Genomic DNA, 24,299 nt, shown 5'->3' with positions numbered 1-24,299 from the left:
AATATGTATATCTTCAGGGCAGGGTGAGTGTGAACAATTCCCGACCGGTGGTGATAGTCCACGAGAGTTTTTTACTCTGATTTGGTGAAATTCCAAAACCGACAGTACAGTCTGGATGGAAGAAGAAAAAGATAACTATGCAGGAATCTTATACTTTTTTTATATTGCCCAGAAAAAATCTGGGCTTTTTATTTGTCCTGAGAAATCAAGGAGGAAGAAATGAAAGTATTACAAGGAAATTTTACAGGAAGAGGATTAAGAGTAGGAATAGTTGCAGCAAGATTTAATGAGTTTATAACTTCTAAACTTATTGGTGGAGCAGAGGATGCACTATTAAGACACGAGGTAGAGGCTGATAGTATCGAGTTAGCTTGGGTACCAGGAGCTTTTGAAATTCCACTTGTAGCAAAGAGAATGGCAGAATCAGGTAAATACGATGCTATTATAACACTAGGAGCTGTTATAAAAGGATCAACACCACATTTTGATTATGTATGTGCAGAAGTATCGAAGGGAGTAGCAACAGTAAGTTTAAATAGTAATATTCCAGTTATATTTGGTGTATTAACAACAAATAGTATAGAGGAAGCTATAGAGAGAGCTGGAACTAAGGCTGGAAATAAAGGTTTTGATGCAGCAGTTACAGCTTTAGAAATGATAAACTTACTAAAGGGGATGTAATTATGGAGAAAAAGTACATGGAGAGAGCATTAGAATTAGCTGCTCTCGGAGAAGGAGCTGTTAATCCAAATCCCTTGGTTGGAGCTGTAGTTGTAAAAGATGGGAAGATAGTAGGAGAGGGTTATCATAAGAGGTATGGTGATTATCATGCAGAGGTATATGCCTTAAATGAAGCTGGAGATGAAGCTAGAGGTGCTGATATATATGTAACTCTTGAACCTTGTTCACACTACGGAAAAACCCCACCATGTGCTAAAAAAATAATAGAGATGGGAATCAAAAGATGTATAGTTGCATCTCTTGATCCCAATCCCCTAGTTTCAGGAAGAGGAATAAAGATGCTCCAAGATGCTGGGATAGAGGTAATTGTAGGAGTATTGGAAAAAGAAGCTAAAGAATTAAATAGAGTTTTTTTGAAATATATAGAGGAGAAAAAAGCCTTTCTATTTTTAAAGTGTGGAATAACTTTAGATGGAAAGATAGCTACAAGTGTTGGAAATTCAAAATGGATTACAAATGAGTTGGCTAGAGAGAAGGTTCAATACTTAAGAAATAAATATATGGGAATAATGGTAGGGATAAACACAGTTCTAAAAGATGATCCTAGTCTTACAGCAAGGATAGAAAATGGAAGAAATCCATATAAAATAGTAGTTGATCCAGAGTTAAGAATACCATTAGAGAGTAAAATTGTTAATTTTGAAGGAGAAAAGAGTATAGTAATAACTTCAATTGACAAGGAAGAGGATATAAAAATAGAAAAGTTAATAGCTAAAGGTGTAAGAGTAGAGTTTTTAGATGGAAAAACTTTTAAGTTGGATAGTATTTTGAGAAGAGTAGGGAACCTAGGAATAGATGGTGTTCTATTAGAGGGAGGAAGTTACTTAATATCTCAAGCCTTTAGAGAGAATGAGATTGATGGAGGAGAGATTTTTATAGCTCCAAAAATATTGGGAGATGAAAATTCAATTCCATTTATAAAAGGATTTTCAGTAGAAAATATAGAAGATGGTTTTCAATTGAAAAATGTAAAGATTAATACATATGGAAATAATGTTTCAATGGAGTTTTACAGATAGGAAGGAGGAATTTCTATTTTTACAGGTTTAGTAGAAGAGATGGGAGAAGTTCTTAGTGTAGAGAATGGAGAAAAATCTATAAAATTAAAAATAAAGTGTAAAAAAGTTTTAGAAGGAGCTAAATTAGGAGATAGTATAGCTACTAATGGAACTTGTCTTACAGCCACAGAGTTAGGAAGTAACTATTTTACTGCAGATTGTATGTATGAGACAGTAAAAAGAACTAATTTAAAGAGATTGAAGGCTGGAGATAAAGTAAATTTAGAAAAATCAATAACACTTTCTACTCCACTAGGTGGGCATTTAGTAACAGGAGATGTAGATTGTGAAGGTAGAATAGTCTCTATAACTCCTGAAGGAATAGCCAAAATTTATGAAATAGAGATGGAAAGAAAATATATGAAGTATGTGGTTGAAAAGGGAAGAGTTACTCTGGACGGAGCAAGTCTAACTGTAATGAGATTGGGAGAAAATAGCTTCGGAGTCTCACTTATACCTCATACTCAAGAGATGATAACTTTGGGAAGAAAAAAAGTAGGAGACTATATTAATATAGAAACTGATTTAATTGGAAAATATATAGAGAGACTGATGAAGTTTCAAGATGATACAAAGGACAATTCAAGAGGAATAACAATGGAGTTCCTTTTGAAGAATGGGTTTTAGAGGAGTGAATTTAGATGTTAAATAGAATAGAAGAGGCTCTTGAGGATTTAAGAGCAGGAAAGATAATAATAGTAGTAGATGATGAGAATAGAGAGAATGAGGGAGATTTTGTATGTGCAGGAGAGTTTGCTACTCCTGAGAATATAAATCTTATGGCAACTGTAGGAAAAGGCTTGATATGTATGCCAATGACAGAGGAGTATGCAAAAAAATTGGCTCTTCCTCCAATGTGCTATGAAAATACAGATAACCATTGTACAGCTTTTACTGTTTCAATAGATCACGTAAGCACAACTACAGGAATATCAGCTTACGAGCGTTCAACAACAGTTTTAAAAGCTCTAGATGAAAATGTAAAGCCTTATGAATTTAGAAGACCAGGACATATGTTTCCATTAGTAGCTAGAAAAGGTGGAGTAATAGTAAGAAATGGTCATACAGAAGCAACTGTTGATCTTATGAGATTAGCTGGATTAAAGCAATTAGGACTTTGCTGTGAAATAATGAAAGAAGATGGAACAATGGCTAGATTTGATGATTTACAAGAATTAGCTAAAGAGTTGGATATGAAGATGATCTCAATTGAAGATCTACAAAAATATATAAAGATGAATGAGCAACTTGTAAAAGTTAGTGTGAGAGCAAAGATGCCTACAGGTTCGGGAGAGTTTGAAATAGTTGGATTTGATAATGAACTAGATCAAAAAGAGCATATTGCCTTAGTAAAAGGAGATGTTGCAGGAAAAGAGGATGTTTTAGTAAGACTACACTCTGAATGTTTTACTGGAGATATATTAGGATCTCTAAGATGTGATTGTGGTTCACAGCTGAAAAGAGCAATGAAAAGAGTAAATGAAGAGGAAGAGGGAGTAGTACTTTATTTGAGACAGGAAGGAAGAGGAATAGGTTTATTGAATAAATTAAAAGCTTATACCCTTCAAGATCAAGGTGCAGATACTGTTGAAGCTAATGTGGCTTTAGGTTTTGCTCCAGATATGAGAGATTATGCTGTAGCTGTTCAAATGTTAAAAGCATTAGGAGTGAAATCAGTGAGAGTTTTAACAAATAATCCAGCAAAAATAGAGGCTTTAGAAGATTATGGAATGAAGGTAACTGGAAGAGAAGCTATTGAAACAGGATTTAATGAGACTAATGAAAAGTATATGAAAACTAAAAAAGAGAAGATGAGACATATATTAACAAAAATCTAATAAGTTAAAACTGTAAAATAATTAAAATATAAAAGGAAAAGAATTACTATAAGCAATTTTTTTCCTTTTTCTTTTATTGACAATATAGTTTTTATGAGTTAATATCTCTATAAAGAGGGGGCGATATTATGAAAAAAGTTATAGCTATTTTTATAAGTTTATTGTTATTTTTAACAGGTTGTTCCAGTGATGAGGATTATATTAATTCAGTGAAAGAGATGGCATTTTCAGATGGATCATCAGTTGAAGAGTATGTTAAGGATAATATTAAAGCTGGGGAGATGTATAAATTAAATGATAGTATTTTAATGAGTAAAGAGATACTATTTTTATTGAAATTTGCTAGTAAAGATGAGGTTTTGTTTTTATTAAATCAAGGAAGTGTTGTTGTTCCTCAAGACATAAAAGAGGCTAGTTGGAAAGTAGAGGGAGAAACAAAACAAGGAAAGGTAATCGTTGTTTCAAATGGTGAAATTAAAGTAAAAATAGAGACAGAGAAAGACGGGGACTATATAAAGGTTAATACAAATCAGATATTTACTTATAACGAGAAAGCAAATAAGTTGATACCACAAGAAGATTTAAATATAGCCTTAGAATTATATAATTTGGCAATAAAATATGGGTATGAAAATAATAGTTCAGAACCAGTTAAAAGATTTAATGAAAAAGAGATATTAGAGAATAAAGATGGGATGTATACTTTAGAGTATTACCCTAGTGGAAGAGTAAAATATCTTTCTGATGATATTATGTTGGAGCTTAATTTAGAAGATAGAAGTTATTTAAATGAAATAGATAAAGCTTTAACAGAATTAGATGGAGAGATAGAGAAATATAGTGATGACAGTATAAATAAACTTGTAGATTATTCCATTGAATTAGAAAATGAGATAATAGCAGAAAAATTAAATAAAAATATAACAGCAAAAGATAGAAAAGAGATAAAAAAACTTGAAGAAAAAGCAGAAAAAGTTTTTGATAAACTTCAAAAACAGGTAGATAAAACTAATTAAATATAGTGTTTTGAATAAGGGGGGAATGTGAGAAAAGGTTTAATAGTATTGACAATGTTAATATTGACAGCTTGTAGTTCGGCGGAAATAGCTAGTTGGTATGGAAAGGGATTTGAAGGAAGCTTGACAGCCAGTGGGTATGTTTATGATTCTAATCAATTGACTTGTGCATCAAATGAGCATCCGTTTGGAACTGTATTAAAAGTTACGAATAAAAAAAATAAAAAATCAGTTGTAGTTGTTGTGACAGATAGAGGTGGTTTTGCTAAATATGGAAGAAAGATAGATTTGAGCAAATCAGCATTTCTTCAAATAGCTTCATCTGGACACGGCTTATTAGATGTAGAGATAGAGGTTTTGAGTAAGAAACATACCTTTAAATACAAACATGGTAAGCCACATTTTACATCAGAAGATTATAAGAGATATACAGAAGGTATATAAAAAAGGGAGCGCAAGCTCCTTTTTTATATTGGAATTAAAATAAAAATTTTCTCTGTAAAGCTTATAATGTGGTATAATTGTATAAAAAAGGAGGGTAAAATTATGATAAAAAACTTTGTACATTTACATCTTCATACTGAGTATAGCCTCCTTGATGGAGTAGGGAAGATAGATGATTATTTAGATAGAGCAAAAGAGCTAAATATGCAAGCTATTGCTATAACAGATCACGGGAATCTATTTGGAGCCTTGGAGTTTTATAAGAAAGCTAGAAAAAAAGGGATAAAGCCAATTATAGGATTAGAGGCATATGTAAGTGAAAATAATATGGAAGATAGAGAGGGACGTAATTTTCATCTTATCTTACTAGCAAAAAATAATATTGGATACAAAAATCTTTTAAAGATTAGTTCAGCGAGTTTTATTGATGGATTTTATTACAAACCTAGAGTGGACAAGAGATTTCTAAAGGAGCATAGTGAGGGAATTATAGCTCTATCTGCATGTATGCAGGGAGAGATTTCAAGAAGGATTTTAGATATGGAGCCAGCTGAAAATATTTCAAAGGCTATTGCTGAGTACATAGATATTTTTGGTAGGGAGAATTTTTATATAGAAGTACAAGCAAATGGGATAAAGGAGCAGTTTGAATTAAATGAAAAGCTCTATGATCTAGCTAAGAGTAGTTCTTTAGAACTGGTGGCAACAAATGATACTCACTATGTAAATGAAGGAGAACACACATTACAAGATATTCTTATCTGTGTACAGACTGGTGCTAAAGTCAGTGATCAGAATAGAATGAGAATAGAAACAGAGGAGTTATTTTTAAAGAGCAGGGAGCAGATATTATCTCAATTAGGAGATAAGTATTTAGAGGCAATTGATAATACAATAACTATTGCAGAAAGATGTAATGTGGATATAGAGTTTGGACACTTTAAGTTTCCAGAGTATAAGATTCCAAGTTGTGTAAAGTCAATAGAGGAGTTTCTAAGAAAATTAGTATATTTTGGTTTAGATAAGAGATATCCTCATGGACTTACTGAAAGTATAGTGGAGAGAGTTGAGTATGAGTTAGGAATAATAGAGAAAATGGGGTATGCTGGTTATTTTGTTGTTGTATGGGATTTTATAGATTTTGCAAGGCGAAAAAATATACCTATAGGACCAGGAAGGGGTTCAGCAGCAGGATCTCTAATAGCTTATGCTCTAGGGATAACTCAATTAGATCCATTGAAATATAATCTTATTTTTGAAAGATTCTTAAATCCAGAGAGAATATCTATGCCAGATATAGATATAGATATTTGTCAGGAGAGAAGACAAGAGGTAATAGACTATGTTATTCACAAGTATGGAGCTGATAAAGTTGCTCAAATTATAACTTTTGGAACAATGAAAGCAAGGGCGGCAATAAGAGATGTAGGTAGAGTTTTGAATACACCATTAAATAAGATAGATAATATAGCTAAATTGGTACCTTTCAATTACACTATAAAACAGACTTTAGAAAATGTTGAAGAGTTTAGACATCAATATCTTGAGGATAGAGAACTACAAAAAGTTATAGATATTTCTTCGAGAATAGAGAATAAGGTGAGACACGCTTCTGTACACGCAGCAGGAATAGTGATAACAAAAGATTCTTTAACAGAGACAGTGCCACTGTATAGAGATAGTAAGAATAAAGTTGTATCTACTCAATATCAGATGAAAGAGTTAGAAGATTTAGGACTTTTAAAGATGGATTTTTTAGGATTGAGAAATCTAACAAATCTTCAAAGAACAATTGATTATATAAAAGAAGACTTAGGAGAGGAGATCAGACTAGAGGATATTCCACTTAATTCTAAAAAAGTTTATGATATGCTCTCAAGAGGTGACACTTCTGGAGTATTCCAATTAGAGTCTATGGGAATTAGAAAAATTTTAAAGAAATTAAGACCAGATAAATTTGAGGATATAATAGCTCTATTAGCACTCTATAGACCAGGACCTTTAGGGTCAGGAATGGTAGATGAATTTATCAATGGAAAAAATGGAAAAATAGAGATAAAATATCCACACCCAAGTTTAGAGCAGACTTTGAAAGAGACTTATGGAGTTATTCTTTATCAGGAGCAGGTAATGAAGATAGCCAATATAATGGCTGGTTACTCTTTAGGAGAAGCAGATCTTTTAAGAAGAGCTATGGGAAAAAAGAATATTCAGATAATGGAGGAGAATAGAGAAAAATTTATAACACGTTCAATTGCAAATGGATATAGTGAAGACAAGGCATTTGAGATGTTTGAATTGATTGATAAATTTGCAGGTTATGGTTTTAATAAATCTCACTCTGCAGCATATGCTCTTATAGCTTATTGGACAGCATATTTTAAAGCTCATTATATAAAGCACTATTATGCAGCTCTTATGACTTCAGAGATGTCACATATAGAGAATGTGGCCTACTATGTAGAGGATGCAAAATTACATAATTTAAAATTATATTTGCCAGATATAAATAGAGCTAGTTCAAAATTTATAGTAGATGGTGATGGTGTTGTATTTGCACTCTCAGCTATAAAAAATGTAGGAGAGGGGATTTCTGAAAAAATATTGGAAGAGTATGAAAAAAATGGAGAGTATAAAAATTTAGAGGATTTTGTTTTGAGGACAAAGCAGTATGGATTGAATAAAAAAGCTTTGGAATCTCTTATATTAGCTGGAGCTTTAGATAGCTTACCTGGAAATAGAAAGGAAAAATTCGAATCTATAGATAAGATTATAGAGTATTCAAATAGGAAATTAAAAGAGGACGATATTCAACAGATGAACTTATTTGGAGAGGCAAAATCATCTTTAGGAGCTTTTAATTTACCTCAATTACAGGAGTTTTCATCAGAGGAGTTGTTAGCTAAAGAGAAGGAGTATTTAGGATTTTATTTCAGTGCTCACCCTTTAGATAATTACAGAAGATTGATAAAGTTATTTAAACTTTCATCAATAAATGAGATAAAAGAGGAGAAAAATGTACCTAAAATAAAGTGTTGTGGAATATTGAGAGAGATAAAAAAAATAGTTACTAAAAACTCAGGGAAAATAATGGGAGTATTCCAGTTAGAAGATTATTATGATAGGATAGATTGTGTAATATTTCCAAATGATTATGAAAATAGTGCTCACATACTTTTAGAGGGAAAGGCTGTATATATAGAGGGAAGTATTCAGATTGATTATTTTAAAGGTGTGGAGAATAAAAAATTAATTGTTAGAAAATTAAAGTTTTTAGAGGATATTATAAGAGATAAAAATTTGAAATTATATATCTTAATGACAGAAGAGGACAGAGAAAAATTTAGTAGATTAAAGGATATTTTAAAAGGTTCAAATGGAACAACAGATGTATTTTTTGCTATAAAAAATAAGGAACAAAAAGAGGTGAAGAAGAGTAAGTATTCAGTTGTATTAGATAAAAGTTTCTTAGATGAGATTGCTTCTTTGATGGGAGAGGATAAGATAGTAGTAAAATAACATATGTAATTTTTATTGAAATAAATGGGAGTTAGTGGTAAAATATATAAAAAATGAGGAGGAATTTATGAAGGGTGATATGAATACAGTGGAAGAATTGATGAAAATTCTTCAGGAAAAGAAACTTACAGAAATATCATTAGAGACATCTGATATAAAGATTAATATAAAAGGATATTTAACTCCAGAGGAAAAGATCAATGCTCCAAAACCAAAGGCGAAAAAAAGTGTAGAGGTAAAAAAAGAGGCAGAAAATATTAAAGATGTTGTTTCTGAACATATAGGAATATACAACTATGTAAAAAAAGATGGAACTCCTAAAATTATTGTCGGACAACAAATAAAAGAGGGACAGGAGCTAGGAGAGGTAGTAGCTGTTGGAGTTGCTCTTCCTGTTGTAGCAAGAGTGTCAGGAATAATAGAAGAGATATATATAAATAGTGGTGATCCTGTAGATTATGGAAGACCATTAATAAAAGTAAGAATTTCATAATCGAAATATCTTGGATTATCAGGAGGAAAAAATAATGTTTAAAAAAATACTTATTGCTAACAGGGGAGAGATTGCTGTAAGAATAATAAGAGCAGCAAAAGAGCTAGGAATAAAGACAGTTGCTGTATACTCTGTTGCAGATAAAGATAGTTTACACGTAAGACTTGCTGATGAGGCAGTGTGTATAGGTGGAGTATCAAGTACAGAATCATATTTGAAGGTTCCAAATATAATAGCAGCTGCAGAGATAACAGGAGCAGATGCTATTCACCCTGGATATGGATTTTTATCAGAGAATGCAAAGTTCTCTTCAATCTGTGAGGAACATAATATAACATTTATTGGACCAAGAGCAGAGTGTATAACTAAGATGGGAGATAAGGCTACAGCAAGAGCTACAGCAATTGCAAATAATGTACCTTTAACTAACGGAACAGGAATAGTAAGAAGTATAGAAGAGGCTAAAAAAGAGGTAAATGATAGAATAACTTACCCTGTTATGATCAAAGCCACAGCTGGTGGTGGAGGAAAGGGAATGAGAATTGCTAGAAATGATGAGGAGTTAGAAACTAACATTGTAGCAGCTCAAACTGAAGCAGGAGCAGCTTTTGGAAATCCAGATGTATATATAGAAAAATTTGTAGAAAATCCTAGACATATAGAGATTCAAATCTTAGGGGATAAACATGGAAATGTAATATATCTAGGAGAGAGAGATTGTTCTATCCAGAGAAGACACCAAAAATTAATAGAAGAAGCACCTTCATTCTCATTACCTTATCATGTGAGAAAGGCCATGGGAGAGGCAGCAGTAACACTGGCAAAGGCGATAAATTATGATTCAGCAGGGACATTGGAGTTCTTAGTTGACAAGGATAATAATTTCTACTTTATGGAGATGAATACAAGAATTCAAGTTGAGCATACTATTACTGAGATGGTAACAGGGCTTGATATTATAAAACTTCAGATCCAAATAGCTTGTGGAGCAAAATTAAATATAACTCAAGATGACATAGTACTTTTTGGACACGCTATTGAGTGTAGAATAAATGCTGAGGATTCACAAAATAACTTCTTACCTTCACCAGGGGTTATTACAAAATATATAGCACCAGGAGGAAATGGAATAAGAGTTGACTCTCACTCATACCAAGGTTATGAGATAAGTCCTTATTATGATTCTATGATAGGAAAATTAATATCTTTTGGTATAAATAGAGAAGAGGCTATTGCAAAGATGAAAAGAGCATTAGAGGAGTATATTATAGAGGGAATAGATACAACTATACCTTTCCACTTAGAAGTGTTAAATAATGAGCTATATCTAGCTGGAAAAACTTCAACAAATTTTATTGAAGAAAATTTTTCGAAAAAATAATAATATAAATAGTAGTTTTTTTTGAAAAAATTAGTTATAATATATTAAGAGATTACACGGAGGTGTTACAAATGGGTGAATTAGGAAACATAAGAATATCTGATGATGTAGTAAAAACAATAGCGGCTAAAGCAGCTTCTGATGTAGAGGGAGTTTATAAGTTAGCTGGTGGAATGGCAGATGAAGTTAGTAAGATCTTAGGAAAGAAAAGACCAACAAATGGAGTTAAAGTAGAAGTAGGGGAAAAAGAGTGTAGTATTGAAGTATTCATAATAGTAGAATATGGATATCTTATCTCTGAAGTAGCTCACGAGGTACAAAAAGTAGTTTTAAAGGCTGTATCTGAATTAAGTGGACTAAAAGTTGTAGAAGTAAACGTTTATGTTCAAGATGTAAAGATAAGAACAGAAGAGCCTTCTGAAAACGAAGATGAAGAATTAGATGCATAACTACATAGAGGTGTTAAAAGCACCTCTAATCTTTTATTATAGGTGGTAATTATGATAAAAAAAATAATATTCTTTTTTGCATGGCTAGGAATTTTTCTGATGTCAATAACTGGAATTGTCTATGTTGTTGTTCCTACATACTTAGTACAGTTCAATACTTATATTGGAACTTTAAGCTATGATATAATTGTATTTATAATCTCAGCTCTGTACTTTGTAATATCTATCTTAAAATTCTTATCTTTGTTTGAGAGAAGTAAAGATTATGAGATAAAAACAGAGGATGGAGTTGTATATATATCATCAGGCTCTGTTACAAGTTTTATAAGAGAGATATTATCTAAGGATAAAGAGATTTCTAATATAAGAGTGGAAACTTCTAAAAAGAGTAGAAAATTTAACATAAAAGTTAGATTAGATATGCTATCAAATGGAAATATCTCAGGTAAATCATCATCAATACAGAATGAGATAAAAAGCAAGTTAGCTGATAAGATGGGATTGGAAGTTGGAACTATTGAGGTAAAAATCTCTAAATTATCAGTAAAAGATAGTAGTGGTTCTGAAGAGTAGAGGTGATACAGATGTTAGAAGAAATTATAGGAAATTTAATCTACAATAGAAAAAGATATCTGTATGCTTTATATGGATTTATAATAGCACTTTTATTGGTAACAGTAGGTGTGGTTAAAACAGTTTTTATCCTATTGGTGACTATACTTGGTTATCTATTGGGAAGTCCTAAAATAGTAAAAAAATTTAAAAAAATTAAAAATATATTATCTGAAAAATTAAATGAGGATTAAGAAAGGAAATCAATGAGTAGAAGAGTAGCAAGAGAAGAGTTATTCAAATTAGTTTTTGAAAGCGAATTAAAAGAGGAGAGCACAAAAGAGGTTCTAGAAAATTATTTAAAAAGAGATGAAGTTTTAACAAATGAAAATGAGATAGCTTTTATCAAAAAATATATGACTGGAATTACAGAGAACAATGATAAAATAATAGAAACTATCAATAATAACATCACAGGATGGAGTTTTGAAAGAATAGGAAATGTAGAGAAGGCTTTATTAAAATGCTCTGTATATGAGCTTTTATGTGAAACTACTCCACATGAGATAGTTGTAAATGAAGTAGTTGAGCTTGCTAAAATGTATGGAGATGAAAAGACTTTTGAATTTGTAAACGGTGTTTTAGCAAAAATAATAAACAAATAGAATAGGGAATAGTTACTGTCTTTTAAGGGATAGCTATTTTTTAGTGAAAAAAGGAGAAAATTTTACTGTAATAATCATTGTGTAAACACTGGTAAACTTAGGTAAAGCTTTCTCCTTTAATGTTAAACATATAAAATATCTATGGTGAGGAGGATAAGAATGATAAGCTTTAAAAATGATTATAGCGAGGGAGCATTACCTTATATTATGGAGGCTCTATTAAAAACAAATCTAGAACAGACAGTGGGATATGGGGAAGATGAGTATACAGAGTTGGGAATAGAGGCGATAAAGAGAAGTATAGGTTGTGAAGATTGTTATGTTCGTTTATTAGTTGGAGGAACACAGACTAATCTTTTAACAATATCTCATATTTTAAGACCATACGAGGCTGTAATAGCATCAGATACAGGTCATATTAGTATACATGAGGCTGGAGCTATTGAGGCAACTGGACATAAGGTTCTTGAATTACCAAATGATGGTGAGGGAAAAATAAATGTAGATATGATAAGAGAGTGTTATGAGCTATATAAAGATGATTTTCATATGGTAAAACCTAGAATGGTATATATTTCTAATCCAACAGAATTAGGTACATTATACACAAAAGATGAGTTAGTAAGTATCTCTAACTACTGTAAAGAGGTTGGAATGTATCTCTATCTTGATGGAGCTAGATTAGCTTCAGCACTAGCCTCAGAAAAGAATGATATAGAGTTGACAGATTATCCAAAATATTGTGATGCATTTTATATAGGGGGAACAAAGTGTGGACTTTTATTTGGAGAAGCTCTAGTAATAACTAACAAAGAGTTGGAAAGAGGATTTTTCTGTAGTACAAAACAGAGAGGAGCAACTTTAGCAAAGGGAAGATTGTTAGGAATACAGTTTGCAGAATTATTTAAGGGGGATAGATACTATCAAGTTGGAAAACACTCTAATGAGATGGCTACTCTTTTGAAAAAAGGTGTTTTAGAAGCAGGGTATAAACTAAAAACAGATTCATATACAAATCAACAGTTTTTCATCTTTCCAAATGAAAAAATTGAAAAATTGGGAGAAAAATATAGATATGAGTTTTGGGAAAAAGTAGATGAAGATAATTCAGCAATTAGATTTGTAACTTCTTGGGCAACTAGAGAGGAAGATGTAAAAGAACTTATAAAAGATTTAAAAACTTTATAAAAAAGTTGACTTTTTTGATAAAAAATTATATTATAAATATAGGGGGGTACCCCTATATTTTAATGTGGAGGTAAAGATTATGAAAAAAGTAGTAAAAATAGATGGTATGGGATGTATGCACTGTGTAAATAGTGTTAAGACAGCTTTAGAGGCATTAGAAGGAGTAGAAGTTTTAGAAGTAAAAATAGGAGAGGCAACTGTTGAGATAGCAGAAGACTATGATTTTAATAAGATAGTAGAAGCATTAGATGACGCTGGATATGAGGTAATTTAATGACTAAAAAAGATTATCAACTTGGTGGGGTAACCTGCCAAGTTTGTGTAAATAAAATAGAGAAAAAACTTTCTAAATTAGATGGAATGAGTGAAGCAGTAGTAAATTTATCCAATGGAAAATTGGGAGTAAACTATGATGAAAGTGTACTGTCTGATGATAAGATAGTAGAGGTAGTAAAAAAACTTGGTTATGAGATAGAGGAATTGAAAGATCTCAAAGAGGTAGAGTTAGAGATTTCAGGGATAACTTGCCAAGTTTGTGTGAATAAAATAGAGAAAAAAGTTGCCAAACAGGAGGGTGTAGACTCAGTAGTAGTAAATTTGGCAAATAGTCGTGGAAGAGTTGTATATGACTCTGATAAGATAAAACTTTCTGAGATATTAGAAGTTATAAAAAAATTGGGATATGATGCTAAAAAATATGAAGAGTTGGAGGAAGATACTAAAGAGATTGAGATGCAACAGCATTTTAAAAGAGAGTTTTTAGAGTTTAAATTGGCTATTTTCTTTTCAGCTCTTGTTTTTTATATCTCAATGGGAACAATGGTTGGATTACCAGTACCAAGTATAATTTCACCAGATGTAAATCCACTTAATTTTGCACTGATACAGTTATTTTTATCAATACCTGTTATCTATATAGGAAGAAGATTTTACAGAGTAGGGATAAAACAGTTGATAATGAGAAGTCCAAGTATGGATTCTTTAATAGCAACAGGTACAGGGTCAGCTATCATATATAGCTTGTATGGAACTTATAAGATAGCTCAAGGAGATGTACACTATGCACATGCTCTTTATTACGAATCTGGAGTTGTTATCTTAGCTCTTATTCTTTTAGGCAAATATTTAGAAGGAATAAGTAAGGGAAAAACATCAGAAGCTATAAAAAAATTGATGAGTTTAAAGAGTAAAAAGGCAACTCTAATAAGAGATGGAAAATTTATTCAGGTGGATATTGAAGAGGTAGAGATAGGAGAATTGGTATTAGTAAAACCTGGAGAGAGTATTCCTGTAGATGGAGTAGTTGTGGAAGGACAGAGTAGTGTAGATGAATCTATGCTGACTGGAGAGAGTATTCCTGTAGATAAAAATATAGGAGATAAGGTGTTTGGTGCAAGTATAAATAAGAATGGAAGTTTGCAAGTAAGAGTTGAGGCAACAGGTAAGGGAACAGTAATCTCTAAAATAATTAAACTTGTAGAAAATGCTCAAGGAAGTAAAGCACCAATCGCTAAGATAGCTGATAAAGTTTCAAGTTATTTTGTTCCGATTGTTATGTTGATAGCCCTTACTTCAGGTGTAGTTTGGTATATATTGGGAAGTAGAGGAATTGTTAAGATACATGAAGCTCCTTCTATTTTTGCACTTACAATATTTGTTGCTGTGATGGTAATAGCTTGTCCATGTTCGTTGGGATTAGCTACTCCAACAGCTATAATGGTAGGGACTGGTAGAGGAGCAGAGTTAGGTGTTCTAATAAAATCTGGAGAGGCTTTAGAGAAAGCACACAAGGTTAATACTATAGTTTTTGATAAGACGGGAACTATAACTGAGGGAAAACCAAAAGTAACTGATATTTTAATATTTAATGGTATGAGTGAAAATGAGATCTTAGGATTGGCTGGAGCTTTGGAAGAGCATTCAGAACACCCATTAGGAGAGGCTATTGTAGAAGCTGGTAGAGAGAGAGAGTTGATATTTCCTAAGTTAAAAGATTTTAGAGCAATAGTAGGAAAAGGTGTAATGGGAACTGCTGGAGAGGATAGAATCTATATTGGAAATAGAAAATTGATGGAAGAGTTTGATATCAAAATTGATAAGAATGAGATATTAGATGAGTTGGCTCTTCAAGGTAAGACGCCAATGTATCTTGCAATAAATGAGATTTTTACTGCTGTGATTGGAGTGGCAGATACTCTGAAACCAGAGGCTATTTTGACTATAAAAGAGTTACAAAATAGAGGTTACCAAGTGGGAATGATAACTGGTGACAATAAAATTACAGCACAAGCAATAGGAAAGCAAGTTGGAATAGACATAATTTTTGCAGAGGTAACTCCTGAAGAGAAATATCTAAAAGTAAAGGAGCTACAAGAGGAAGGCAAGAATGTAGCTATGGTAGGAGATGGAATAAATGACTCTCCAGCTCTTGTACAGGCAGATATAGGAATAGCAATAGGTGGTGGAACAGATATTGCTATGGAAAGTGCTGATATTGTTTTGATGAAAAGAAATCTAAAAGATGTTATAACAGCTATGGATTTAAGTCATGCAGTTATAAAAAATATAAAAGAGAACCTATTTTGGGCTTTTATCTATAATACAATAGGTATACCAGTGGCAGCAGGTATACTATATCCATTGACTGGCTACCTGCTAAATCCTATGATAGCTGGTGGAGCTATGGCAATGAGTTCAGTATCAGTAGTAACCAATGCTTTAAGGCTAAGAAAATTCAAAGCAAAAATCTAATTATGAGAGGAAGAAACAAAAAAAATTTGTTTCTTCTTTTTTTTTAGAGTACAATATAAGAGAGAAGATATATTAAGTGGCAGGTGATAAAATGGGAGATAATACAAATGGAGTACTTTGTTTATCTAATACAGATGACTTTAGAAAAAAGTTGATTTCAAGGATAAATAGAATTGCAGGACAGTTGAGAGGAATAGAGAAGATGATATTAAACCATGTGAAGTGTGATGAGATATTAAATCAAGTTTCTTCTGTAAAATCAGCTCTCAATGGAGTGGCAAAAGTTGTGTTGGAAGCACATCTAAAAAATTGTGTGGTACATGATATAAAAGCTGGACTAGAGGGGGAGGCTACATCAGAACTTATACTGACATTGAATACATTGATAGAAAAAAAAGGAAAAAAAATAAATGAGAGTAATAATAATATAATTAGGAAGATTGAGCAACAAATAGAGATGATGAGAAAATCAATAGAGAAAGATGAGTGTTGCAGTAGTATTTTAAGAGATATCTCTATTATAAAAGGGGAATTGGATAGTATGGCTAGAGTTATCCTAGAGGGGCATGTGAAAAATTGCTTGGTGAGAGATATAAAAGCAGGATTAGAGGAGAAAACTATTGATGATTTTCTCTACACAATAAATAAAATGGTAAAATAAAATAGGAGGTTACAGTGAAAAAAATTCTTGTAATAGATGACGAATGGAAGATAAGGAAGTTAATAAAGGACTATTTGGTGAGAGAGGGATATATAGTAGATGAGGCAGGAGATGGAGAAGAGGGAATAGAAAAATTTTTCTCAAATGTCTATGATATTGTTATTTTGGATATAATGATGCCAAAGATTGATGGTTGGAGTGTGTGTAGAAAGATAAGAGAGGAATCACAGATTCCAATTATTATGTTGACAGCTAGAGCTGACGAGGGAGATCAGTTATTTGGTTTTGAATTGGAAACAGATGAGTATATGACAAAACCATTTAATCCAAAATTATTAGTGGCAAAGGTAAAAGCTCTTTTGAGAAGAGATGGAAAGATTGTAGATAATGCTCCTATGTCATTTAGAGATCTGATGATAGATGGTGTAAAAAGAGAGGTAAGATTGAAAGATGAGATCTTAGAATTGACTCCAAAAGAGTATGATCTACTATATTTTTTCATAGAGAATAAAGGGATAGCACTATCTAGAGAGAAGATACTTAACTCAGTTTGGGGTTGGGACTATTTTGGAGATTCAAGAACTGTTGATACTCACATAAAAAGACTTAGAAAAAAAATAGGAGATGACTATATTCAAACTGTAAGAGGTTTCGGATATAAATTTGAGGGATAGAATATGAAAATAAGATGGAAAATATTTTTTCTAATGTGGAGTATGGTTATGATGATTATAGGTGGTTTTGCTATAACAAATAACATATACTTAGAGAAGTTTTATTTAACTACCAAAAAAGATAGGTTAGTGCAAGTTGGAAGACTGATAAGTGATCCCAACTATGTAATAGATTTTAGAAATCTAGAGGTTCAAAATAATGCAGAGATAACAATAAAAAAAACAGATCAAATAGAAAGATATTTTTATCGAAAACTACTTACTCAAAAGGAGATACAGGAGATAAAAAGATACCTCAGCAATGGGGTACCTATTTTTAAGATAATAAACTATGATGACTATAGAGGGAAAGTTTTAGTTTTATTTATGGAATATAAAAGTGATAGGTACTTGGAGATTATAACTCCATTAAGTTTGATTCAAGAGGGGTTAGAGGTTTCAGTACAGTACCATTTACAAATAATAATTCTCTCTTTTATTATAGGTTCATCAATGGCTTTTATATTTTCTAAGGCTATGGTGGCACCAATTTTAGAATTGAAAGAGATAACTAAAAAAATATCTAAATTGGATTTCTCTAGAAAATTTGAAGATGTTAGAAAAGATGAGATAGGTGAATTGGGAGAAACAATTAACTTGATGGGAGAGACTTTGAAAAAGAATATTGATGAGATCAATAAAGCTAATTTGAAGTTGATGGAAGATATAGAGAAAGAGAAAAAAATAGATAAACTTAGAAAGGAGTTTGTAGCTTGTGTAAGTCACGAATTAAAAACTCCAATAGCTATTATACAAGGTTATGCTCAAGGGTTGAGTGAGAATGTTGCAACTGAAGAGGATAAGAATTTTTATTGTGATGTCATAATAGAAGAGAGTTATAAGATGGATAGTTTAGTGAGAGAGTTACTACTTATTTCACAAATAGAGGCTGGATATTTTAAGATGCAGATGGAAGAGGTAAACCTCTATGAGAATATAAAAGATTTTATAGATAAGTATTCCTCTAAAACTAAACATATAAGATATGTTGGAAGTAAGGATATCAAAGTGATCTGTGATGAAAAATATATTGATAGAGTGTTGGAAAATTTAATAAGTAATGCTATGAAATATAGTACAGATAATGAGGATATAGAGATAGAAGTATTAGAAAAAGAGGATAAATGTAGAGTGATTGTAAAAAATAGAAGTGATCATCTAGAAGAAAAAGATTTAGAAACTATTTGGAATCCTTTTGTAAGGCTAGATAGTGCAATAGGTAAAGATGGACATGGTTTAGGTTTAGCAATAGTGGCAGGAATCCTAGATAATCATAAAAACAGTTATGGAGTTTATATCTCTGAAAATAACTGGGTTAATTTTTGGTTTGAACTAAATCTAATCTAAAAAGTAAAAAAAGTGTTCTAAAAGTATGAAATACGTTGATGATGCTTGACAAGTGTTAGATATGGTAGTATACTCAAAGTGTGACAAGATTGAAAAAGGGAGATGAGAAGATGACTACTACTAAAAATAGTCAAGGATTATTTAAACGTTTTACTTCATTATGTGTATCTGTTATGCAAAAATACTTACCAGATCCATATATCTTTTGTGCAATGTTAACTTTCATAGTGTTTATAGGTGCTATGGTTTTAACAAAGCAGTCACCAATGAGAATAATAGGGCATTGGAGTAATGGATTTTGGTCACTGTTATCTTTTTCAATGCAGATGGCATTAGTCCTAGTAACAGGGCACACAATGGCAAGTTCAAAGATATTTAAAAGTTTTTTAGCTAGCCTTGCATCAAAGTTAAAAACACCAAGACAAGCAATAGTTGTTGTAACTTTAGTTTCAACAGTAGCATGTCTTTTAAACTGGGGATTTGGATTAGTTATTGGAGCAATTTTTGCAAGAGAGATTGCTAAAAAAATTAAAGGAATAGATTATAGACTTTTAATAGCTTCAGCTTACACAGGGTTCTTAGTGTGGCATGGAGGATTATCAGGATCAATTCCATTACAAGTGGCTAGTGACAGTGTAGAGGCTTTGAAAAAGCAAACAGCTGGAGCAATGATAGCTAACATACCAACAAGTGAAACTATATTTTCACCAATGAACCTATTCATAATGGGAGCTTTACTAATTGCATTACCTCTTATCAATAGAGCTATGTATCCAAGTGAAAATGAGGTTGTAGCTGTTGATCCTAAATTATTAGAAGAAAAAGAAGAGATGATTACAAAGAGCAAGGAGGAAATGACTCCAGCTGAAAGAATAGAGAATAGTAAAGTAGTGTCAATTCTATTAGGAATAATGGGATGGGCATATATATTACAATATTTTATGACAAAAGGATTTAACTTAAATCTAAACTTAGTAAACTTTATATTCTTATTTACAGGAATCTTATTACATGGAACACCTAGAAGATTTTTAGATGCTTTCTTAGAAGCTACAAAAGGTGCTTCAGGAATCTTATTACAGTTTCCATTTTATGCAGGAATTATGGGAATAATGACAGGAGCTAATGCCGAGGGATTATCATTAGCAGTAATAATGTCAAATTTCTTCGTAAATATATCAACACCAAAAACATTCCCACTATTCTCTTTCTTAAGTGCAGGAATAGTAAACTTCTTCGTACCTTCTGGTGGAGGACAATGGGCAGTACAAGCTCCAATTGTTATGCCAGCAGGATTAGAGATAGGAGTTTCAACTGCTAAATCAGCTATGGCAATAGCTTGGGGAGATGCTTGGACAAATATGATTCAACCATTCTGGGCTTTACCAGCATTGGGAATAGCAGGATTGGGAGCAAAGGATATAATGGGATACTGTTTAATAGTATTACTATGTTCAGGAGTTATTATATCAGCTGGATTCCTCTTATTCTAAGTAAAAATATAGAGGAGTAAAATGAAAAAGAACGAATATTTTTATGAAGTAGAAAAAAAATATTTAGAGATAAAAGAAGATATAGAAAAAAGATTAAAAGAGTTTAAGAGTGTATGGGATAATGGAAACAATAGAGATATTCATGTAGAGATGTCTTTTTGTATACTAACACCTCAATCTAAGGCTGTTAATGCTTGGCAAGCTATTACCACATTGAGAGATAATGGACTTCTTTTTAATGGTAGTGCTGAAGAGATTGTGGAGTATCTCAACATAGTAAGATTTAAAAATAATAAATCAAAATATCTAGTTGAACTTAGAGAGAAGATGACAGACTCTACTGGGGAGATCATAACAAAAGATTTCTTCTCAAGTTTTGAAGAGATAAGTAAGGCTAGAGAGTGGATAGTAAAAAATGTCAAGGGGATGGCTTATAAAGAAGCTAGTCATTTTTTAAGAAATGTAGGTTTTGGAAAAGAGATAGCTATTCTGGATAGACACATATTAAAAAATCTAGTAAGACTAGAAGTGATTGATGAAGTTCCTAAAAGTATAACTCCAAAGTTATATTTAGAGATAGAGAGAAAAATGAAAGATTATTGCAAGTTTGTAAATATTTCAATGGATAGCTTAGATTTACTGTTGTGGTATTTAGAAGCGGGGGAAATCTTCAAGTAGTTTTTTTAATAAGCTAGGAGGTAAAGATGAGAAACAAAGTAGTGACAATGGAAGAAGCAGTATCACATGTAAAAGATGGAATGACTGTCTTTATTGGTGGATTTTTAGGAGTAGGAACACCAGAAAAGATAATTGATGCACTAATTGAAAAAGGTGTAAAAGATTTAACTGTAATAGGTAACGATACTGGATTTCCTGACAGAGGGATAGGAAGATTAGTATGTAATAACCAAGTTAAAAAAGTTATTGCTACTCACATAGGAACAAACCCAGAAACAGGAAGAAGAATGAATACTGGAGAGATGGAAGTAGAGCTTTGTCCTCAAGGAACTCTTGCTGAAAGAATCAGAGCAGCAGGAAATGGATTAGGTGGAATACTTACTCCAACTGGTGTAGGAACAATAGTTGAAGAGGGAAAACAAGTAATTGAAGTAGATGGAAAAAAATATTTATTAGAAAAGCCTATAAAAGCAGACGTTGCATTAATAAATGGTTCAATAGTAGATGAGTTAGGAAACGTTATCTATGCTAAAACTACAAAGAACTTTAACCCAATGATGGCAACTGCAGCAGATACTGTTATAGTTTTTGCAGAGAAACTTGTAAAAGTAGGAGAGATAGACCCAGATCACGTAATGACATCAAGAATATTTGTAGACTATATAGTAAAATAGGAGGCTTAGAAAAATGGAATTAGATAAAAAACAAGTAAGAGAGTATATAGCAAAAAGAGTAGCACAAGAATTAAGAGATGGATATGTAGTAAACTTAGGAATAGGATTACCTACATTAGTAGCTAACTATGTTCCAGAGGATATGGATGTAGTATTCCAATCAGAGAATGGAATAATAGGTGTAGGACCAGCTCCAGAACCTGGAAAAGAGGATAAAGATATGATAAATGCTGGTGGAGGATTTGTAACAGTTCTTCCTGGAGCACAATTCTTTGACTCTTGTACTTCTTTTGGAATAATCAGAGGTGGACACGTTGACGCTACTGTTTTAGGAGCACTTCAAGTAGATGAGGAAGGAAACCTAGCTAACTGGATGGTACCTGGAAAAATAGTTCCTGGAATGGGAGGAGCTATGGACCTAGTTGTTGGAGCAAAAGAGGTAATAGTAGCTATGGAGCATACAAGTAAGGGAAGTGTAAAAATACTAAAAAAATGTAATCTTCCATTAACTGCAGCTAAAGAGGTAAACTTAATAATCACTGAAAAATGTGTAATAAAAGTAACTCCAGAAGGATTAGTTTTAACTGAAGTAAGCCCTTACTCTTCAATAGAAGATGTAAAAGCAAATACAGAAGCTGAATTAATAATTCCAGATGATATTAAAATTTTAACTTTATAGTACGATGAGATTATAATAGTTATTTAGAGAGATTGGTTCTATTAAACGATAGAATGATCTCTCTTTTTATTTTACAAAATATTGACTGTATAAAATTATCAAAGTATACTATAAATATAAAATTATTAAGAGTAATAAAGGTGGAATTAGATGATATATATAGCAGTTGCTTTAGGGATAGAAGCTAGACCTTTAATAAAAAAATTTAAGTTAAAGAAGGATAGTACAATAAATAGGGTACAGGTATTTAAAAATGAAAAGATAACTTTGATAGTCACAGGAGTAGGAATATTAAAGAGTGCAATAGCTTTGACATATATACTTTCAAAAGTGAAGATAGATAGTGATGATATATTCATCAATATGGGAGTTTGTGGAGCTAAGAATAAAGAGTATAAAGTTGGTGATATAGTCTTATGTAATAAGATTATAAACTCAGAGAGTAAAAGAGCTTACTATCCAGATATGATATTTGATCATAGATTTAAAGAGGGAAGTTTAGAGAGTTTTAATAGAGTTATTAATTCAGATAGTGTAGTGACAGGAGATTTGGTTGATATGGAGGGGGCTGGACTTGTAGAAGCTAGTTCATATTTTTTTGAGACATATCAAGTGAATATTATAAAAATTGTTTCAGATTACTTAGACGGTGATGTTGATCCAGAAAGTGTGGAGAATTTAATAGAAAAAGCTTTGGTGGAGATCGAAATTTGGTTGGAGAGAAGGAGCGAATTTCATCTAGAAAAGGAGTTAGAGTTTTCAGACGAGGAGAGAAGAGAGGTAGATTCTCTCATTGTAAAAGGTAGATTTAGTGTAACAATGGTAAATGAGTTGGAATCTCTATTGTTATATTATAAATTAAAAGGTGAAAATTTAATTAAACTTATAAAAAATTATGATAAAATAGAGATAAAGGATAAGAAAGTAACAAAAAAAATATTAGAAGATATAAAAAATTGTGTGATAGGGGTAAAAAATGAAAGATAATAATGAGTTTGAAATAATAGATACTGCTGGATTTGATGCTATTGCAAAAAGATTTAAAAAACTGTATCCGAAAGTGGAAGAGTTACATTTTCACGCTATGGTTTCTTCAAGACTAGGTGGAGATGATCCGTTAGATGGGATCAGTATTTTTAGAGGTGATGGATATTATCATTTTGTAACTTTTGGATTTAGTGAGCTATATGAGAAAGAGTCAGATGATATGGAGTACAGTGGTTATGGATTTGAATTGACTTTTAAATTAAAAATGAATAGTGAGCAATTAAAGAGAAGAAAAAAAGATCTAGATATAAAGGATAAAGAGCTAAAAAATATCTGTTCTATTCTTCAAGAATTAGCTAAATATGTTTTTGAAAGTGGAGAGATATTTCAACCTAATGAATATATTTGGACTGGACAAAAAGAGGGAATAGATGTGAGTAAGAGATCTAAAATAACAGGGTTTATAACAACGTTAGATCAAGCTAAAGAGATTGATACACCCAATGGAAAGGTACAGTTTGTAGAGCTTGTTGGAGCTACTGATAGGGAGTTAAAACTAATAGATAGTGGAAAGATGAAGGTAACTGAGTTATTGAAAAAGTTAAAAACTGATGTTACAGATTTTTCTAGAGATAGTATAGTTTAAGATAAAAGGAGAAATTTTAGTAGATGGATTTATTAAATAGAAGTTTTTCTCATATATATATTGAAAAGGAAGCAAAACAATATATAGAGAGTCAAAAAATATTAAAGAGATTTCCAAATTCAAAGGTGATTGAGATTGATAGTTACAAAGAGATATTTTCAAAAAATAATCAAAATTTCACCTTACAAAAAACAACTCCCAAGCTTATATTAGCAGTGAAAAAAGAAAATTATATATATGAGGGAGCTAAAGTTTGTGAAAGTTTTGGGAATGAGAATTTTTACTACTCATCTTCAGTTTTAAACTGTGTGTATGATTGTGAGTAC

At 31.8% G+C, this 24,299-nt stretch carries 25 protein-coding genes, 1 pseudogene and 1 riboswitch; all 26 genes and pseudogenes read left to right on the top strand.

All coding sequences use genetic code 11. From position 1 onward, the window contains the following. Positions 1-5 precede the first annotated feature (5 nt). A riboswitch (FMN riboswitch) is annotated at positions 6-131 on the top strand. An 88-nt stretch (positions 132-219) separates the two neighbouring features. Further along, positions 220-681, top strand: coding sequence for a 6,7-dimethyl-8-ribityllumazine synthase (gene ribH / locus ABNK64_RS01045; RefSeq protein ID WP_291255673.1), 462 nt, complete (start codon positions 220-222; stop codon positions 679-681). A 2-nt stretch (positions 682-683) separates the two neighbouring features. After that, positions 684-1,760 (top strand): bifunctional diaminohydroxyphosphoribosylaminopyrimidine deaminase/5-amino-6-(5-phosphoribosylamino)uracil reductase RibD, encoded by a 1,077-nt coding sequence (ribD, locus tag ABNK64_RS01040; protein ID WP_349763192.1) that lies wholly within the window; start codon positions 684-686, stop codon positions 1,758-1,760. Between the two features lie 15 nt (positions 1,761-1,775). Continuing rightward, positions 1,776-2,426 (top strand): riboflavin synthase, encoded by a 651-nt coding sequence (locus ABNK64_RS01035; RefSeq protein WP_300343241.1) that lies wholly within the window; start codon positions 1,776-1,778, stop codon positions 2,424-2,426. Between the two features lie 14 nt (positions 2,427-2,440). Then, entirely contained in the window at positions 2,441-3,637 is a 1,197-nt protein-coding gene (locus ABNK64_RS01030; RefSeq protein WP_300390678.1) for a bifunctional 3,4-dihydroxy-2-butanone-4-phosphate synthase/GTP cyclohydrolase II, read from the top strand. 128 nt (positions 3,638-3,765) lie between these two features. Next, entirely contained in the window at positions 3,766-4,653 is an 888-nt protein-coding gene (locus tag ABNK64_RS01025; RefSeq protein ID WP_300341974.1) for a hypothetical protein, read from the top strand. Between the two features lie 27 nt (positions 4,654-4,680). Beyond that, the gene (locus ABNK64_RS01020) at positions 4,681-5,097 is read left to right on the top strand and encodes a septal ring lytic transglycosylase RlpA family protein (protein ID WP_291256529.1); all 417 of its coding nucleotides are present in this window, start codon (positions 4,681-4,683) and stop codon (positions 5,095-5,097) included. Between the two features lie 102 nt (positions 5,098-5,199). Next, the gene (locus tag ABNK64_RS01015) at positions 5,200-8,616 is read left to right on the top strand and encodes a DNA polymerase III subunit alpha (RefSeq protein ID WP_349763191.1); all 3,417 of its coding nucleotides are present in this window, start codon (positions 5,200-5,202) and stop codon (positions 8,614-8,616) included. A gap of 67 nt (positions 8,617-8,683) precedes the next feature. Then, positions 8,684-9,109, top strand: a complete 426-nt coding sequence (locus tag ABNK64_RS01010) for an acetyl-CoA carboxylase biotin carboxyl carrier protein (RefSeq protein WP_291256531.1) — start codon at positions 8,684-8,686, stop codon at positions 9,107-9,109. Between the two features lie 34 nt (positions 9,110-9,143). Beyond that, on the top strand, positions 9,144-10,490 hold the full coding sequence (gene accC / locus ABNK64_RS01005; protein ID WP_349763190.1) for an acetyl-CoA carboxylase biotin carboxylase subunit: 1,347 nt from the start codon (positions 9,144-9,146) through the stop codon (positions 10,488-10,490). Positions 10,491-10,561: 71 nt separating this feature from the next. Beyond that, the gene (locus tag ABNK64_RS01000) at positions 10,562-10,939 is read left to right on the top strand and encodes an Asp23/Gls24 family envelope stress response protein (RefSeq protein WP_291256533.1); all 378 of its coding nucleotides are present in this window, start codon (positions 10,562-10,564) and stop codon (positions 10,937-10,939) included. Positions 10,940-10,990: 51 nt separating this feature from the next. After that, entirely contained in the window at positions 10,991-11,512 is a 522-nt protein-coding gene (gene amaP, locus ABNK64_RS00995) for an alkaline shock response membrane anchor protein AmaP (RefSeq protein ID WP_349763189.1), read from the top strand. Positions 11,513-11,523: 11 nt separating this feature from the next. After that, complete coding sequence (locus tag ABNK64_RS00990) at positions 11,524-11,745, top strand: DUF2273 domain-containing protein (RefSeq protein ID WP_291256535.1); 222 nt, start codon at positions 11,524-11,526, stop codon at positions 11,743-11,745. A gap of 12 nt (positions 11,746-11,757) precedes the next feature. Further along, positions 11,758-12,156: a transcription antitermination factor NusB gene (gene nusB / locus ABNK64_RS00985; RefSeq protein WP_349763188.1), complete on the top strand. Its 399-nt coding sequence runs from the start codon at positions 11,758-11,760 to the stop codon at positions 12,154-12,156. A 159-nt stretch (positions 12,157-12,315) separates the two neighbouring features. Further along, a complete protein-coding gene (locus ABNK64_RS00980) occupies positions 12,316-13,344 on the top strand; it encodes a threonine aldolase family protein (protein ID WP_349763187.1) in 1,029 nt (342 codons plus the stop codon). Between the two features lie 79 nt (positions 13,345-13,423). After that, the gene (locus ABNK64_RS00975) at positions 13,424-13,618 is read left to right on the top strand and encodes a heavy-metal-associated domain-containing protein (RefSeq protein WP_291256538.1); all 195 of its coding nucleotides are present in this window, start codon (positions 13,424-13,426) and stop codon (positions 13,616-13,618) included. Continuing rightward, positions 13,618-16,095, top strand: a complete 2,478-nt coding sequence (locus ABNK64_RS00970; protein ID WP_349763186.1) for a heavy metal translocating P-type ATPase — start codon at positions 13,618-13,620, stop codon at positions 16,093-16,095. Before ABNK64_RS00975 ends, ABNK64_RS00970 begins: the two co-directional genes overlap by 1 nt. Before the next feature lie 91 nt (positions 16,096-16,186). Continuing rightward, entirely contained in the window at positions 16,187-16,756 is a 570-nt protein-coding gene (locus tag ABNK64_RS00965) for a metal-sensing transcriptional repressor (RefSeq protein ID WP_349763185.1), read from the top strand. 14 nt (positions 16,757-16,770) lie between these two features. Next, entirely contained in the window at positions 16,771-17,430 is a 660-nt protein-coding gene (locus ABNK64_RS00960) for a response regulator transcription factor (protein ID WP_291256201.1), read from the top strand. A gap of 3 nt (positions 17,431-17,433) precedes the next feature. Next, positions 17,434-18,816, top strand: a complete 1,383-nt coding sequence (locus ABNK64_RS00955; RefSeq protein ID WP_349763184.1) for a sensor histidine kinase — start codon at positions 17,434-17,436, stop codon at positions 18,814-18,816. 110 nt (positions 18,817-18,926) lie between these two features. Further along, a complete protein-coding gene (locus tag ABNK64_RS00950; RefSeq protein ID WP_349763183.1) occupies positions 18,927-20,309 on the top strand; it encodes a short-chain fatty acid transporter in 1,383 nt (460 codons plus the stop codon). A 21-nt stretch (positions 20,310-20,330) separates the two neighbouring features. Further along, complete coding sequence (locus tag ABNK64_RS00945) at positions 20,331-20,987, top strand: N-glycosylase/DNA lyase (RefSeq protein WP_349763182.1); 657 nt, start codon at positions 20,331-20,333, stop codon at positions 20,985-20,987. Positions 20,988-21,013: 26 nt separating this feature from the next. After that, positions 21,014-21,661, top strand: a complete 648-nt coding sequence (gene atoD / locus ABNK64_RS00940) for an acetate CoA-transferase subunit alpha (RefSeq protein ID WP_349763181.1) — start codon at positions 21,014-21,016, stop codon at positions 21,659-21,661. Positions 21,662-21,674: 13 nt separating this feature from the next. Next, entirely contained in the window at positions 21,675-22,340 is a 666-nt protein-coding gene (locus ABNK64_RS00935; RefSeq protein WP_291256197.1) for a 3-oxoacid CoA-transferase subunit B, read from the top strand. Between the two features lie 150 nt (positions 22,341-22,490). After that, positions 22,491-23,327 (top strand): 5'-methylthioadenosine/S-adenosylhomocysteine nucleosidase family protein, encoded by an 837-nt coding sequence (locus tag ABNK64_RS00930; RefSeq protein WP_349763180.1) that lies wholly within the window; start codon positions 22,491-22,493, stop codon positions 23,325-23,327. Then, positions 23,317-23,973, top strand: a complete 657-nt coding sequence (locus ABNK64_RS00925) for a suppressor of fused domain protein (protein ID WP_291256195.1) — start codon at positions 23,317-23,319, stop codon at positions 23,971-23,973. The genes ABNK64_RS00930 and ABNK64_RS00925 overlap by 11 nt, the downstream gene beginning before the upstream one ends. A 23-nt stretch (positions 23,974-23,996) precedes the next feature. Continuing rightward, positions 23,997-24,299 (top strand): annotated as a pseudogene (locus tag ABNK64_RS00920) (SPL family radical SAM protein); the annotation flags it as partial.

The sequence above is a fragment of the Fusobacterium sp. SYSU M8D902 genome, assembly GCF_040199715.1.
Taxonomy (GTDB): Bacteria; Fusobacteriota; Fusobacteriia; order Fusobacteriales; family Fusobacteriaceae; genus Fusobacterium_A.
This window is presented reverse-complemented; position numbering and strand designations above follow the sequence as displayed.

Excerpts from the sequence above, each read along its gene's own strand:
- ribH (WP_291255673.1), top strand. The coding sequence starts at position 220 with ATGAAAGTATTACAAGGAAATTTTACAGGAAGAGGATTAAGAGTAGGA.
- ABNK64_RS00930 (WP_349763180.1), top strand. The coding sequence starts at position 22,491 with ATGATATATATAGCAGTTGCTTTAGGGATAGAAGCTAGACCTTTAATA.
- atoD (WP_349763181.1), top strand. The coding sequence starts at position 21,014 with ATGAGAAACAAAGTAGTGACAATGGAAGAAGCAGTATCACATGTAAAA.
- ABNK64_RS00935 (WP_291256197.1), top strand. The coding sequence starts at position 21,675 with ATGGAATTAGATAAAAAACAAGTAAGAGAGTATATAGCAAAAAGAGTA.
- ABNK64_RS01010 (WP_291256531.1), top strand. The coding sequence starts at position 8,684 with ATGAAGGGTGATATGAATACAGTGGAAGAATTGATGAAAATTCTTCAG.
- ABNK64_RS00975 (WP_291256538.1), top strand. The coding sequence starts at position 13,424 with ATGAAAAAAGTAGTAAAAATAGATGGTATGGGATGTATGCACTGTGTA.
- nusB (WP_349763188.1), top strand. The coding sequence starts at position 11,758 with ATGAGTAGAAGAGTAGCAAGAGAAGAGTTATTCAAATTAGTTTTTGAA.
- ABNK64_RS00945 (WP_349763182.1), top strand. The coding sequence starts at position 20,331 with ATGAAAAAGAACGAATATTTTTATGAAGTAGAAAAAAAATATTTAGAG.
- ABNK64_RS00955 (WP_349763184.1), top strand. The coding sequence starts at position 17,434 with ATGAAAATAAGATGGAAAATATTTTTTCTAATGTGGAGTATGGTTATG.
- ABNK64_RS01025 (WP_300341974.1), top strand. The coding sequence starts at position 3,766 with ATGAAAAAAGTTATAGCTATTTTTATAAGTTTATTGTTATTTTTAACA.
- ABNK64_RS00990 (WP_291256535.1), top strand. The coding sequence starts at position 11,524 with ATGTTAGAAGAAATTATAGGAAATTTAATCTACAATAGAAAAAGATAT.
- ABNK64_RS00980 (WP_349763187.1), top strand. The coding sequence starts at position 12,316 with ATGATAAGCTTTAAAAATGATTATAGCGAGGGAGCATTACCTTATATT.
- ABNK64_RS01030 (WP_300390678.1), top strand. The coding sequence starts at position 2,441 with ATGTTAAATAGAATAGAAGAGGCTCTTGAGGATTTAAGAGCAGGAAAG.
- ABNK64_RS01015 (WP_349763191.1), top strand. The coding sequence starts at position 5,200 with ATGATAAAAAACTTTGTACATTTACATCTTCATACTGAGTATAGCCTC.
- amaP (WP_349763189.1), top strand. The coding sequence starts at position 10,991 with ATGATAAAAAAAATAATATTCTTTTTTGCATGGCTAGGAATTTTTCTG.
- ribD (WP_349763192.1), top strand. The coding sequence starts at position 684 with ATGGAGAAAAAGTACATGGAGAGAGCATTAGAATTAGCTGCTCTCGGA.
- accC (WP_349763190.1), top strand. The coding sequence starts at position 9,144 with ATGTTTAAAAAAATACTTATTGCTAACAGGGGAGAGATTGCTGTAAGA.
- ABNK64_RS00965 (WP_349763185.1), top strand. The coding sequence starts at position 16,187 with ATGGGAGATAATACAAATGGAGTACTTTGTTTATCTAATACAGATGAC.
- ABNK64_RS00970 (WP_349763186.1), top strand. The coding sequence starts at position 13,618 with ATGACTAAAAAAGATTATCAACTTGGTGGGGTAACCTGCCAAGTTTGT.
- ABNK64_RS00950 (WP_349763183.1), top strand. The coding sequence starts at position 18,927 with ATGACTACTACTAAAAATAGTCAAGGATTATTTAAACGTTTTACTTCA.
- ABNK64_RS00925 (WP_291256195.1), top strand. The coding sequence starts at position 23,317 with ATGAAAGATAATAATGAGTTTGAAATAATAGATACTGCTGGATTTGAT.
- ABNK64_RS01000 (WP_291256533.1), top strand. The coding sequence starts at position 10,562 with ATGGGTGAATTAGGAAACATAAGAATATCTGATGATGTAGTAAAAACA.